Source organism: Lactococcus taiwanensis (genome assembly GCF_014905395.1).
GTDB lineage: Bacteria > Bacillota > Bacilli > Lactobacillales > Streptococcaceae > Lactococcus > Lactococcus taiwanensis.
Map to the genome: position 1 here is coordinate 77802 of NZ_BNDT01000006.1, position 14353 is coordinate 92154.

The window sequence follows — 14353 nt, forward strand, 5'->3', positions numbered from 1 at the left end:
TAAAAATCACGGTAGCTCCCGTTACAAAGCAACTTGTTTATTGACAAGTTTTAAGGAAATCTTTGATTTCAAAATTACGGTGGCACCGCGCATTAGCGCCCGTAGAGCATTTGCTTGCTCTACGGGCGTTTTTTGTTTGATTTACTGAAGTTTGTAAACCAAGTTTACAATATGCTATGCCTCTCTATAAACAGAAAACAAAAGGAGAATCTCATGACAAAACCAACCATTTTAACAGGCGATCGCCCAACAGGAAAACTTCATATTGGCCATTACGTAGGCTCACTTCAAAATCGGGTTAAAATGCAAAACGAAGATAAATACAATATGTTTGTCTTTTTAGCAGACCAACAAGCGCTAACTGACCATGCTAAAGAACCTGAGCTTATCCGCCAGTCTGTAGGGGATGTTGCACTAGATTATTTAGCGGCTGGTCTAGATCCTGAAAAATCAACCATTTTCATCCAAAGCCAAATCCCTGAACTAGCTGAACTTTCAATGTACTACATGAATTTAGTTTCTCTAGCACGCCTTGAACGTAATCCAACAGTTAAAACCGAGATTGCTCAAAAAGCTTTTGGCGAATCAATTCCTGCTGGTTTTTTGGTTTACCCCGTGTCACAGGCGGCAGACATTACAGCTTTCAAAGCCACACATGTCCCAGTTGGTAATGACCAAAAACCAATGATTGAGCAAACTCGCGAAATCGTACGCTCCTTCAACAATGCCTATAACACCGACGCACTGGTTGAACCAGAAGGTATTTACCCTGAAAATGAAGCAGCTGGACGCCTGCCAGGACTTGATGGTAACGCTAAAATGTCCAAATCATTGGGCAACGGTATTTTCCTAGCAGACGACATGGATACGCTCAAGAAAAAGGTCATGTCCATGTATACGGACCCCGACCACATCAAAGTTGAAGATCCCGGAAAAATCGAGGGCAACATGGTTTTCCATTACCTTGACGTTTTCGGTAAACCTGAAGATGCGGCGACGATTGCTGAAATGAAGGCGCACTATCAAGCCGGCGGCCTGGGCGATGTCAAAACCAAGCGCTACCTGCTGGAAGTCCTCGACCGTGAGCTGTCGCCAATTCGCGAGCGCCGCATCGAGTTCGCGAAAAACATGGACTACGTTTACGACATGCTCAAAGCGGGTTCCCTAAAAGCTGAAAGCGTGGCTGCACAAACACTTGACGAAGTCAAATCTGCCATGGGAATTAATTATTTTAAATAAAATAGAGTAGCTAAAGCTACTCTATTTTATTGTTTTACTTTTTTCTTTTGATATTGAAAAATAAAGAGAAAGATGATGTAAACTAGCCATGGAATAAAAGGAACATAACTTCCTGTTGGCATTACTTTAAAGAGAACTAACGTTGCAGCTAAACAAATGAGGGCAACAACGATAAGTAACAAATATAATTTTTTCATATCTCTCCTCCTATGATTTCAATACTCTTTTATCACTATGAACTTTTATACATAAAAGTAGAGCTTATGAATGATCATAAAATATTCTGACTATTTTGTCCATCATTAATTTTCAACAGTTAAAAATCAGCTTTTCCAGCCAATTTTTGCCATTTTAAAGTATAATTGAATCATGACACCTCTACAAAAAATCGCCAATTTCGCCAAAGACATTCACGCGCAGAACAATGACGGTCACGGCTTTGACCACATCGAGCGCGTGGTAGCGCTGGCTGAAAAAATTTTACTGACAGAGCCATCAGCAAATCGCGAGCTGGTACTTGCCACCTGCTATCTCCATGACACTTACGATGATAAATTGACAATTGACGTGCCTACTCAAAAAGCAAAAGTCACGACTTTTTTGAGCCAAATTTTTACTGACGAAACCATCAGTGAAATTTTTGATATCATTGACAAGATGAGCTACTCTAACAACATCATAAAAAAGAATAATCTTTCTTTGAATGGGAAAATTGTTCAAGATGCTGACCGTCTTGATGCTATGGGCGCATGGGGCATCGTTCGCACGCTAGAATATGGCTGGGCTCATAATCGGGAGTTCTACAATCCACAGCTTAAACCAACTAGCTATGCGTCTAAAACAGCTTATCATAAGAATTCTAAAAGCACCACCCTCAATCATTTCTACGAAAAGCTCTTTCTACTAGAGGATCTTCTCAATACTGCAGAAGCTCGACGTATTGGATCCACTCGCAGTAAAATCATGCACGATTTCGTGCATGAAATAAAACGTGAATATCAGGAAAATACTTTACCCCATGGAAACTAAAATTTTTGCCCATCGCGGCGCCCGTTGGTGCCGACCCGAGAACACTCTTGCAAGCTTTCAACAAGCGCTCCGAGAAAAAGCTGACGGTATTGAGCTAGATGTACATCTCAGCAAGGATAATGAACTTATCGTAATACACGATGAAACAGTTAATCGTACGACCAATGCCAAGGGATTTGTTCATGATCTGACCTTGTCACAACTCAAGACGCTCGACGCTGGATGCAACTTTAAGCTCCAAGCTTCTAGTCCCCTTCTAACTTTTATCCAGCGCTTCCGTTCACTGCTCATCAAAAAAGTCTATACACACGAAAAAATTCCTACTTTAGGTGAAGTCCTTGACTTCTTGGAAGCTAACAACTTTACCGGCTGCTTAAATATTGAAGTTAAAACGGATCATATCCACTATCCCGATATCGAGACCATTCTCTCTGAGGAAATGGTTCAGCGAGAACTCTCTTTTACATACCTTTATAGCTCTTTTAACTTTCGAAGTCTGGAACTTCTTCATGAACTTGAACCCACAGTAGATTTAGCCTACCTCACCTATAATAATCAAAATGAAATTGAGCGAGGATTAGAAGCTGACTTCATAACTGCTCTCCACCCTAAAAAAAGTTACGCTTTATCTAAGCATTTTGAATCTTCCCGTAAACCTTTACGTGTCTGGACAGTCAACGCTGAACGAGACATAAAAAAGTTACTTACAAAAAATGTTGCTGCTATTATTACGGATTATCCCGAAAAAGCGCGACGTATTCGTAAGCAATGCCAGAAATAAAAATAGAAATAAAGAATGCCTTCTTGCACACAAGGGCATTTTTTTATAAATTTTCCTAATGCTAATAATTTCACAATCTTTAAGTATGGGAGCTGATAGTAACAACTGATGTAAGCGCAAACCATTTTCCTTTACTTTTGGTTTCACAATAGGTATAATTAAACTGTGCGTGTAAATTTGTCAAATACCTTTGACAAAACAGTCACAACGATTGGGGGAAGGTGCATAAACATGCAATTTATCAACTATCTTGGTCAAGACGCCTATACTAACATCGCAATGGACAGCTGGTTACTTACACATTTGAAACCAACTGAACCTGTCTTTGCTCTCTGGCAAAATAAACGTGCTGTTATTGTAGGACGCAACCAGAATACATTTGCTGAAGTGAATCAAGACTACATCGATAGCCACGACGTTCAAGTTGTACGTCGTGTGTCTGGCGGCGGAGCCGTTTATCACGATGAAGGTAATATCTGCTTCACTTTTTTTGTTCCAGTTGAAAACTCAGGAACAGTAAACTTCAAGAAATTTGTTCAACCGATGTATGAAGCACTTCATGCCGTTGGCATCAATGCTGAAATCACTGGTCGAAACGATCTTGAAGTAGACGGTAAGAAAATTTCGGGAAATGCACAGCGCTACGCTGGTGGTTATCTCATGCATCATGGTACGCTTTTATGGGACACTGATGTCGAGGCAATGATACGTTCCCTTAATGTTTCCGATGAAAAATTCGTGAGTAAGGCGGCAAAATCCGTACGTGCTCGAGTGGGTAACATTAAAGACTTTGCTCCGAACGATTTAACTTTAGAAAGTTTTATCGATGCCTTGAAATACTACCTCACTGATCAAGGTAAAGATGGCGAACTCGTACTTAGTGAAGACCAACTTTCCTCAATCAAAAAATTGCGTGATGAGCAATTTGCTACTTGGGATTGGAATTATGGCGAGTCGCCAAAATTCTCCTTTCAAAATCATGCCAAATATGCAGGTGGAGTGATTGATATCCAAGTGAATGTTGAAAATGGTAAAATCACCGATATCAATTTCCAAGGAGACTTCTTAGGCGTGAGAGATTGGCGTGATATCCAAGATCAATTTCTGGGCGTTGAATTCACACCGGAAGCCGTTATGAATGTCCTTGAAAAGAACAAAGAAGGTCAATATTTTGGCACAATTACCAATGCAGAACTTGCTGAAATGTTTAAAGGTGATTTAAACTGAGCATTGTAATATTCACAAGCGTACTCCTAGAAAACTTCAGCTAAAAATGCTAAGTTCTAGATATAGATACACAAAAATAGAAAGGAAATCTATTATGTCAAACTCACAACAAATCTTAGATTTCAAAGCGCAGCTAGAACTGCAAGACACTACATTTCCAATGCTTCAAATTCTTAATGAAGAAGGAAAAATTGTTGACGAAGAGGGTCTTAAACGTGCAGGACTTTCTGATGAAAAACTCGTTGAACTCTTTAAAAGCATGCTTTTTGCGCGTCAAGTCGACATTCGTTCCATGAAATTAGCTAAACAAGGACGTATGGGATTCTTTGGACCTCACGCTGGTCAAGAAGCTTCTCAAATGGCCTCATCATTCGCTTTCACTGACGAAGACTGGCTCTTCCCAGGTTACCGTGACTTGCCACAGATTTACGCAAAAGGTTGGCCAATTTGGAAAGGTCTTCTTTGGTCTCGTGGACATCAACTTGGTAATGAGTATACTACCGACGACGGTAAACCTGTAAACTCTTGGTTCCCACAAATTATTATTGGCGCTCAATACGTTGAAGCCGCTGGTGTCGCACTCGGACTAAAAAAACGTAAAAAAGATGCTGTCGCTTTCGTTTACACTGGTGATGGTGGTTCTTCACAAGGTGATACGTATGAAGGAATTAACTTTGCTGGAGCTTACAAAGCCCCACTTGTTGCCTTTATCCAAAATAACGGCTATGCCATTTCAACGCCTCGTAGTCTCCAAAGTGCTGCTCCTCATTTAGCTGCTAAAGGTTGGGCCGCAGGTGCTCCTTCGATCGTAGTGGATGGAATGGACGCGATTGCCATGTATCTTGCTTCTAAAGAAGCGCGTGCTTGGGCAGTAGCTGGAAATGGTCCCGTTGTTATTGAAGCCATTACAAACCGTTTAGAACCACACTCAACAGCCGGTGATGACCCACTTCGTTATCGTACTAAAGAAGACATTGAAGCTTGGTGGAAAAAAGAACCTCTCGTTCGTATGCGTAATTTCCTGACTGAAAAAGGACTTTGGGATACGGATAAAGAGGAAGCTTATATTGCTGAACTTGATGCTCGCATTGATGCTGATATTAAGAAAGCTAATAATGTTGAAAAACAAAAAATTTCTAGCTTCATTAAAAATACACTTGAAGTGCCAAGCCAAGCAATGGCAGAACAAATTGCAAAATTTGAAAGCGAGGGCAAATAAGAATGGCAGTAAAAACTTATATTGCAGCAATTACAGAAGCGCTTGATTTGGCGCTCGAAAAAGATAAAGATGCACTCATTTTTGGTGAAGACGTTGGACAAAATGGTGGGGTTTTCCGTGCTACTGATGGTCTGCAAGCAAAATATGGAGAAGATCGGGTTTTCAATACGCCACTTGCTGAATCAGGAATTGGTGGGATGGCCATTGGTCTTGCAACACAAGGTTTCCACCCCATTATGGAAATCCAATTCGGAACCTTTATCTTTGAAGTTTTCGACTCAATTGCTGGACAAATGAGCCGGACACGTTATCGTTTTAATAACACACGTTCAAATAATATTGTCGTGCGTACACCTTATGGAATTGGGACTAAAACGCCTGAAATGCACGCGGATTCAATTGAAGGGTTCTTTTCACAAATCCCCGGAATTCGTGTTGTAATGCCTTCAAATCCAGCTGATGCTAAAGGATTGTTGCTGGCTTCAATTGAAAATAACGACCCTGTTATTTTCCTTGAAAACCTTCACCTTTATCGCTCTCTTAAAGGTGAGGTTCCTGAAGGTTACTATACTACGCCACTTGATACTGCTGCAGTCGCTAAAGAAGGCTCTGATGTTTCAATCATTGCTTATGGTGGAACAGTTCCACTTGCTCTTAAAGCAGCTGAACAACTCGAAAAAGATGGAATTAAAGCTGAAGTCCTTGACCTCAGAACAGTTGCTCCTCTTGATATTGCCTCAATTGGTAAAACAGTTGAAAAAACTGGGCGTGTGGTCGTTGTTCAAGAAGCTCAACGTACAGCCGGTATCGCAGCGAATGTCATGGCCGAAATTTCAGAACGTTTTGTTTTGAACCTTAAAGCACCAATTGGACGTGTTACTGGCCCTGACTCAATTTTCCCATTTGCACAAGCAGAAAATGACTGGGCAGTTAAAGCTGAAGATATTGTGAATAAAGTTAAAGAGGTGGTTGACTATGACTGAGATTTTTAAAATGCCTGATATTGGCGAAGGAATGCACGAAGGAGACATTGCCAACTGGTTAGTTAAAGTTGGAGATGTTGTTAAAGAAGATGACCCAATTGCTGAAGTACAAAATGATAAACTTATGCAAGAAATTCTCTCTCCTTACTCTGGGACTGTTACTAAACTATTTGTTGAAGAGGGAACAACCGTAGAAGTTGATGCTCCTTTGGTTGAGTTTGATGGTGACGGTTCAGGCTCTTCTGCAGCCGCTCCTGCTGCTCAAGAAACAGCTGGTTCTGATACTGCTACAACTGATGCACCTTCTGGAGAAGCTCAAATCTTCACGATGCCTGATATTGGTGAAGGAATGCATGAAGGAGATATCGCCAACTGGTTAGTTAAAGTTGGAGACGAAATTAAAGAAGATGATCCTGTTGCAGAGGTTCAAAATGATAAACTCATGCAAGAAATTCTTTCTCCATATTCTGGAAAAGTCACTAAACTTTTTGTTGAAGCTGGAACAACTGTAGAAGTTGGGGCTCCTTTGATTGAATACAATGGAAATGGTGAGAGTACAACAACTAATCCTACTCCTACTCCAGCTCAACCACAAACAGCTGAAGCTCCTCAACCCACTCCTGCTGATTCGTCAATGACAAAAACGACTTCTACTGGACACATCCTTGCGATGCCTTCTGTCCGTCACTACGCTCGTAAAGCAGGGATTGATTTAACACAAGTTCCTGCAACGGGTCGTCATGGTCATACCACTTTAGCTGATGTTAAAGCCTTTGAATCTGGCAATGTTGCTCCTGCAGCAAATACAGCATCAGAAGCTGCTCCAGCACCTAAGGCTGATAAACCAGCAGCTCCTGTTGCTGAAAAAGCGCCAAGCGTTAAAGCAGGGGCTGGTGATCGACGTGAAGCAATGAATCCTACTCGTAAAGTTGTTTCTAAAGTCATGACTGCTCAACACACACACATTCCACCAGTAACAAACTTTGATCAAGTTGAAGTTTCTAAGTTGGTCAAACATCGTGCAATGTTTAAAGAAATTGCCGCTAAACAAGATATCAAATTAACTTATCTTGCTTATGTTGCTAAAGCTTTGGCCACTACTGCTCATAAATTCCCAGATATCAATGCTTCTGTGGATTATGAAAAACAAGAAATTGTTTATCATGAACACGTTAATGTAGGGATTGCGGTCAATGCTCCAACTGGTTTGTATGTGCCGGTTATTCATGAAGCTGAAAATAAATCAATTCTTGAAATTGCCAAAGAAATCGCTGAGTTAGCTACTGCTACACGTGAAGGCACATTGAAACCACAACAAATGCAAGGTTCAACTATAACAATTTCAAATATTGGCTCTGCGCGTGGCTCATGGTTTACACCTATTATTAATGGTTCTGATGTCATGATTTTGGGACTCGGCTCAATTGTTAAAGAACCAATTGTCAATGGAGAAGGTGAAATTGTCGTAGGTCAAAATATGAAATTGTCACTAACTTATGACCACCGTTTGATTGATGGCATGTTAGGACAAAGTTCACTTAACTACTTGAAATCACTTTTGGCTGATCCTGAGTTTATGTTGATGGAGATTTAATAGGAAAATAACGAAAACGTCATTTTCCATCAGCTGACAAGTTTTGTCAGCTAGTTTACAATATTGTCAATCAATTTGACACTAATGTTTACAAGAAAGAGGATATATTATGGTTGTTGGTGCACAAGCAACAGAAGTTGATTTGGTTGTTATTGGTTCTGGCCCTGGTGGTTATGTTGCTGCCATTCGTGCGGCTGAACTTGGTAAAAAAGTTACAATTATCGAAAAAGATAATGTCGGTGGGGTTTGTTTAAATATTGGTTGTATCCCATCAAAAGCATTGATTAATATTGGTCACCATTATCAAGAATCTTTGGAGGCTGCGGAAAAGAAAAATCCTTTCGGACTTTCAATGAGTAAAGTAGAGCTTGATTGGGCTTCTGCTCAAAAATGGAAACAAGATAAAGTTGTCAACCAGTTGACAGGTGGCGTCAAAATGCTACTTAAAAAACACAAAGTTGACGTGATTCAAGGAACAGCAGAATTTGTTGACAATAATACAATTAATGTTGAACAAGAAGATGGTTTCCAACTTTTACAATTTAATGATGTGATTATCTCTACTGGTTCACGTCCTATCGAAATTCCTTCTTTCCCATTTGGTGGTCGTATTATTGACTCCACTGGTGCTTTGTCACTTCCAGAAGTCCCTAAACATTTGATTATTGTTGGGGGAGGAGTTATTGGGTCTGAGCTTGGTGGAGCTTACCGTATGCTCGGTTCGAAGATTACAATCGTTGAAGGATTGGATCACATTTTAAATGGGTTTGATAAAGAAATGTCTGATATCATCGCTAATCGCGTGAAATCTGCTGGTTCTGAAATCTTTACTTCAGCAATGGCTAAATCTGCTACTCAAACTGATAAAGATGTGACTTTGACGTTTGAAGTGGACGGAAAAGAACAAACAGTGACTGGTGATTACTTACTCGTCTCTGTTGGCCGTCGCCCCAATACTGACTTGATCGGTTTGAACAATACTGATGTTAAGTTGACTGACCGCGGGTTGATTGAGGTTAATGAATCTTATGCAACAAACGTGCCCCACATTTATGCAATTGGTGACGTAGTGCCTGGTCCAATGCTTGCTCATAAAGCTTCTTTCCAAGCTAAAGTTGCTGCAGCTGCAATTGCTGGCGCTGAAGATGATGTCGATTTACACGTGGCTTTACCGGCTGTAGCCTATACGACTACTGAATTGGCAACTGTCGGTGAAACGCCTGAAACAGTGAAAGATCGCAAAGATGTTAAGATTTCTAAGTTCCCATTTGCTGCAAATGGTCGTGCGATCTCAATGAATGATACCACTGGTTTCTTACGGTTGATTACCGAAACTAAGGAAGGAGCCATCATTGGAGCGCAAATTGTTGGTCCTGGTGCATCTGACTTAATTTCTGGTTTATCACTAGCGATTGAAAATGGCTTGACTTCTAAAGACATTTCATTGACTATCCAACCTCACCCAACACTTGGTGAAGCGATTATGGATACTGCTGAATTGGCTGATGGCTTACCAATCCACGTTTAATAAAATTAAAAAACACTGACAGAGCTGTCAGTGTTTTTTTATAGTAAATTTTGTTAAAGCTCATCCCCTTAAAAAGTTTTCCCTGTGGATAATTTTATTAGGAAAAGATTTTTGATCTTATCCACAGGTTCATTTCATAATATCCGCCCACGAACCTGGCTGCATGGAGTCCAAAAATTTCTTCGCCTTGAGATGAATACCCACATATTCATCATAGATCCCATCAATGAATTGCCGAATTTTTAATTTCATATCTGCTTTTATCGAGATTTTTTTGAGTTCATCTAAAGATATTTCTTGAAAAAGATTGACCAAATAAATCACATTCGGGTCAAGATGGCTCCGCCGTAAATCTTCATCAAAATGCCGGGAGCAAAGACAGCCACTAAATTTATAAGAAAAATCAAATGGTCCTCTAGTAGTATGACAAAACGCACATTCTGCAAAATTTAAAGAAACTCCAAATCGATTAAGAATTTGTAGCTCAAATATATTAGTAATAACTTCCATATCAAAACCTTGATCTAAGAGCTCTAGACTTCTGATAAGAAATGCATAAAGGGCCGGATCATAATGATTGTCACTAATGGCTGCATCAGCCAAGCTTATCAGATAAGAGGCATGCGCATTGACAAAAATGTCAGCAGCAATATTTTTGTAAGTGATTACTTCACTCACATCATCAATAAATGAGAAGCCTTCATCATTTATTGTCGCCGTAATTTGAGCAGTTGAAAAAGCCTGTAAAGAACTAGCATAGCGCGACTTACCAAAATTTTTAACAAAGAACATTCTCTTCCCAAACGATTCGGTGAACACTTTAACTAATTTATCTTTTTCTTTATAATTCCGACTGTAAAGCACTAATCCCCGGGTTTCAGCATCGCGCATTCTTTTTCTCCTTTACTAATTTCACTTCATTATATCAAAAAAATCATTGACAATTCTTGGTTTTGTCAGTGATTTTTCTCTGAAAATATTTTACTGACAGCTCTGTCAGTAATTTTTTTAGGAGCGTTTTTGAGTGATATAATCCGTCAAACGAGCCAATGCTTGCTCAATCACAACCATTGAAGTTGCATAAGATAAGCGGACAAATCCTTCACCGTACTGACCAAAAGCGATCCCAGGAATAATAGCAACCGCTTTTTCTTTTGCAAAATCCACAGCAAATTTGAATGAATCTTGTTCTAAATCAGCTGGAATTTTTGCAAAAATGTAGAAAGCTCCATCTGGTTCAATAATTTTAAAACCAAGGGCTGACATCTTTTCAATAATATAATCACGACGTTTAAGATATTCTTTTTTCATCGGAAGAGCATCATCAGCACCATTTTTCAAAGCTTCAATCGCTGCAAACTGTGACTGAGTTGAAGCCGAAGTCACCAAATATTGGTGAGTCTTAATAATCTGGGCCACTAATTTACGCGCTGCAAAGATTAATCCAATCCGCCAACCAGTCATCGCATGCGATTTTGATAAACCATTAAGAACGATGGTTTGCTCAGGTGCATATTCAGCAATTGAAACATGCGGTTGGTCAGTGTAATTTAATTCAGAATAAACTTCATCAGCAATCACAAATACTTCATGCTTTTTCAAAACTTCAGCTAAAGCCTTAATTTGCTCCCGATTATAAGTTACCCCTGTAGGATTTGCTGGGTAATTCAAAATAACAGCCTTAACTTTTCCCTCACGCTCGACAATCGCTTGTTCAAGCATCTCAGGCGTGAGAACAAAATCATTAGCTCTTGTATCAATTTCAACCAAAGAACCGCCAGCAAGCGTAATTAATGGCTCATAACCAGGATATGCAGGCGCAGGAATCAAAACTTCATCACCAGCAACCAAAATTGACAATAAAACACTAGAAATGGCTTCCGTTACGCCAACAGTAACTAAAATTTCATCTTCTGCTGCATAAGATAAACCATATTTTTTATTCATAAATTCACTAGCTGCCTGACGTAGTTCTAGTAAACCAGCCATTCCAGTATAATGACTTTGATTGTTTTCGATTGCCGCAATCCCTGCTTGTTTAACATGCTCAGGCGTATAAAAATCAGGTTCTCCCAAAGTCAACTTAATAATATCAGGAATAGATGAAACTTGTTGGTCAAACTGACGAATCAATGATATAGCAATACGATCCAGATTAGGGTTAAATTTTTGCGTTAAGTTCATATGTTCTCCTTTGTGCGCTAGTTTCGCTAAAAACATTGACCTTATTATAGCTTTTTTTCAGAAAATTTTCATCAATTATTGGATTAAATGCCACTAAATTTTTGTACTTTTAACTTATTGTCATCACGGATAAAACTCCACCGTTGGACATATATCACTTTCATTGGCGGAGCCTTGCTTGGGCCTTTAATCATATGGTCAAGCATTCTAGTCCTCGTTACACTAGGATAATAATACCACTCTTCTGGATAATCCGTTACTGTAGTTGCCACAACCGTAACCTTTACAGAAATCTTTCCTTTTCTTTTTTGTGAAGCAATCAGGCCCGCCACATCTTGGACCTTTAAAGTCACCTTTTTACCATCAAAACCTAGAGTCGTCAAATGTCTCTCATGTTTTTTCATGAGTGCTGGCGTATAATACTGCTGAGCATCTACTAAATTTTTCTGATTCCAAGACTCGAGCACAGCAATAATAATTTGCTCAAGTTCCTCTATTGAATTTTGCTCTCCCACAAAACTTTTCTCTGTAAAAGGTTTTAAGCCAAAAAGTTGAACCCATATAATCGGGAAAAATGAAATGAAAATTAATATTACAGCAGTAAATAGTGGTAAAACCATCATTACGACCTCTATTTTTAGATCTACCAAGCCTAATTTTAAGTTTTTAAATAAAATAAAAGCCCAGTTACCTGGACTTTATGTCTTGATGATGCCCCCTGTTGGACTCGAACCAACGACCCATAGATTAAGAGTCTACTGCTCTACCAACTGAGCTAAGGAGGCCTATAACAATAAGAAATGTCTTCACAAGACTTACTCTATTATTTTACGCCTTTTCGACTAAAAATGCAAGAATTTTTGTTAGATAAGCCCCTATAGTGCTGATAACGTAAAATGAGATTGAATCTTTAACTATTTCAGGACACTATGCTTTACATCAGGACAATAACCCTCGTCGTCCTTTACACGCCTATCTCTTAAGTTTTCAAGACAACAAAAAAACACTGATTGAATGCCGTATGCTCTTCCGTGTATTGAACCCGCCAAAACGCCAGGTGGGTGTTCTCGCTTCAAGTCAGCTTCCCCTACTTTCGTTCGAGGTATTACGCTATTGAATGTCTCATGAACCCCTATGCAATACAAATATAGTCGGTCAAAAAAATGAAAGAGCTCGCACATTCCAGTGCTTTTCTATGCTTCTATATTAACACTTTATCCTAATTTTTTCAAGTGGAAACGGTTTAATTTACCTTTTGTATTCAACGTTCCTTGGAGGAGATGACCTCCAGCGCTATCTTATTTTTTGTATTTTTTTACGATGTTTTCTATTTCGTGGAGGAGTTGTGGATCACTTAGCCCCGTCACCTCTTTGATAACTTGTAGTAAATCAGTAGTTGCTATTTTTTTCTGAAGCTCTACGGCTTGCACATCTTGATCATCTTGATAAGCAAAAATCTTACCTACAACATCAAGATGTGCAGTATAGTTAAGACCTCGCTCCTTTAGTTCTCGGATAGGACGGATAAAACGTTCATCGTAGCCTAATTTACGGATGGGTGTACGTCCTACACGTGAAACTTCATCCACAATTTCCGGATTTGCAAAACGTGAGATAATCACTTTATGGTACTCTAATAGACTTTCCTGTGTAAAATAGCTCCCCCATTTTGCTAGAAGGAGTGCTCTCGTTTCTGCTTGTACGTCTTTGAGGGCTTGAAGCACTTCTTTATGCTGTAAACCTTCCAAAATCGTAGGGTAGCCTTTGTATGCGCTATTGTAGGCAACAGTTGCATGCCCAGAGTTGACTGAAAAGAGTTTACGCTCAATAAAAGGTTCTAAATCTGTGGCATAGTGCACTCCTTCAAGTTTAAAGCTAGTGTTCTTTAACTGACTTTCATCAATGACCCACTCACGAAAAGGTTCTACTTCCACGTAGAGTACATCGGTATGGTGTTGGCCGGGAACGATACGATCAACTGCAGCATTGGGAAATCCAATGTACTGTGACACATAGGTTTTATCTTCATCTGATAAATATTCAGCTACCTTTTCACCTAAAAATTCAGAGCCTCCAATCATATTTTCGCAAGCTAAGAAATCAAGAGGACTTTGCTTACCAGAAGTTCTACGTCCTTGAATGCCCTGAGCGATAAGTTCTGCAATATATGGTAAGATATTTGGACCAATCGCTGTAGTCACAAGATCAGCTTCAGCGATAGCTTTTACGACTTGTTGAGGGTCTTGCCCATTATTAATCCCTTGAACATTTGTAATCTCAATTTTTTCATGCTCAGGGCTTGCTAAACCAATTTCGTAAGCATGTCGTTCATTAAGCGCATCAATGACGGATGCGTTCATATCAACAAAAGTAATTTCAAATCCATTTTTGTTTAAAATTTCACCGATAAAACCACGTCCAATATTTCCTGCTCCAAAATGTACTGCTTTTTTCATTTTCTTACATCTCCTTATTATAAGCTTTGTGTCTTTAAAAAATCCTTCAAAACCCTTTATAATAACAATTGTAAGCTTTTACATTTTGGAAATAAATAAAAGAAATGACACAG

The 14353-nt window shown here is 39.4% G+C and carries 13 protein-coding genes and 1 tRNA gene; 8 read left to right on the top strand and 6 right to left on the bottom strand.

Annotated elements, in window-relative coordinates; all coding sequences use genetic code 11:
• Positions 1-213: 213 nt before the first annotated feature.
• A complete protein-coding gene (trpS, locus tag JKP71_RS08110; RefSeq protein WP_200407645.1) occupies positions 214-1239 on the top strand; it encodes a tryptophan--tRNA ligase in 1026 nt (341 codons plus the stop codon).
• Positions 1240-1265: 26 nt separating this feature from the next.
• Here trpS and JKP71_RS08115 read toward each other — a convergent pair whose 3' ends face one another.
• Positions 1266-1436, bottom strand: a complete 171-nt coding sequence (locus JKP71_RS08115; protein WP_200407646.1) for a hypothetical protein — start codon at positions 1434-1436, stop codon at positions 1266-1268.
• 172 nt (positions 1437-1608) lie between these two features.
• Between JKP71_RS08115 and JKP71_RS08120 the strand changes: the two genes are divergently transcribed.
• The 7 genes from JKP71_RS08120 (at position 1609) to lpdA (ending at position 9600) form a co-directional block, all read left to right on the top strand.
• Complete coding sequence (locus JKP71_RS08120) at positions 1609-2268, top strand: HD domain-containing protein (protein WP_200407647.1); 660 nt, start codon at positions 1609-1611, stop codon at positions 2266-2268.
• The gene (locus JKP71_RS08125; protein WP_200407648.1) at positions 2258-3049 is read left to right on the top strand and encodes a glycerophosphodiester phosphodiesterase; all 792 of its coding nucleotides are present in this window, start codon (positions 2258-2260) and stop codon (positions 3047-3049) included. The genes JKP71_RS08120 and JKP71_RS08125 overlap by 11 nt, the downstream gene beginning before the upstream one ends.
• 231 nt (positions 3050-3280) lie before the next feature.
• On the top strand, positions 3281-4276 hold the full coding sequence (gene lplA, locus JKP71_RS08130) for a lipoate--protein ligase (RefSeq protein WP_075526117.1): 996 nt from the start codon (positions 3281-3283) through the stop codon (positions 4274-4276).
• Between the two features lie 94 nt (positions 4277-4370).
• The gene (locus JKP71_RS08135) at positions 4371-5495 is read left to right on the top strand and encodes a thiamine pyrophosphate-dependent dehydrogenase E1 component subunit alpha (RefSeq protein ID WP_200407649.1); all 1125 of its coding nucleotides are present in this window, start codon (positions 4371-4373) and stop codon (positions 5493-5495) included.
• Between the two features lie 2 nt (positions 5496-5497).
• A complete protein-coding gene (locus JKP71_RS08140) occupies positions 5498-6478 on the top strand; it encodes an alpha-ketoacid dehydrogenase subunit beta (RefSeq protein WP_200407650.1) in 981 nt (326 codons plus the stop codon).
• On the top strand, positions 6471-8072 hold the full coding sequence (locus tag JKP71_RS08145) for a 2-oxo acid dehydrogenase subunit E2 (RefSeq protein WP_200407651.1): 1602 nt from the start codon (positions 6471-6473) through the stop codon (positions 8070-8072). The genes JKP71_RS08140 and JKP71_RS08145 overlap by 8 nt, the downstream gene beginning before the upstream one ends.
• Positions 8073-8181: 109 nt before the next feature.
• On the top strand, positions 8182-9600 hold the full coding sequence (gene lpdA / locus JKP71_RS08150) for a dihydrolipoyl dehydrogenase (RefSeq protein ID WP_200407652.1): 1419 nt from the start codon (positions 8182-8184) through the stop codon (positions 9598-9600).
• Positions 9601-9729: 129 nt separating this feature from the next.
• On the opposite strand, the gene recO is transcribed toward lpdA, so the two are convergent.
• The 5 genes from recO to JKP71_RS08180 form a co-directional block, all read right to left on the bottom strand.
• The gene (recO, locus tag JKP71_RS08155; RefSeq protein ID WP_200407653.1) at positions 9730-10491 is read right to left on the bottom strand and encodes a DNA repair protein RecO; all 762 of its coding nucleotides are present in this window, start codon (positions 10489-10491) and stop codon (positions 9730-9732) included.
• A gap of 117 nt (positions 10492-10608) precedes the next feature.
• Positions 10609-11784, bottom strand: a complete 1176-nt coding sequence (locus tag JKP71_RS08160; protein WP_200407654.1) for a pyridoxal phosphate-dependent aminotransferase — start codon at positions 11782-11784, stop codon at positions 10609-10611.
• A gap of 83 nt (positions 11785-11867) precedes the next feature.
• Positions 11868-12407: a hypothetical protein gene (locus JKP71_RS08165; protein WP_200407655.1), complete on the bottom strand. Its 540-nt coding sequence runs from the start codon at positions 12405-12407 to the stop codon at positions 11868-11870.
• Positions 12408-12496: 89 nt separating this feature from the next.
• A tRNA-Lys gene (locus JKP71_RS08170) sits at positions 12497-12569 on the bottom strand.
• A 513-nt stretch (positions 12570-13082) separates the two neighbouring features.
• A complete protein-coding gene (locus JKP71_RS08180; RefSeq protein WP_200407656.1) occupies positions 13083-14240 on the bottom strand; it encodes a mannitol-1-phosphate 5-dehydrogenase in 1158 nt (385 codons plus the stop codon).
• Positions 14241-14353: the final 113 nt, after the last annotated feature.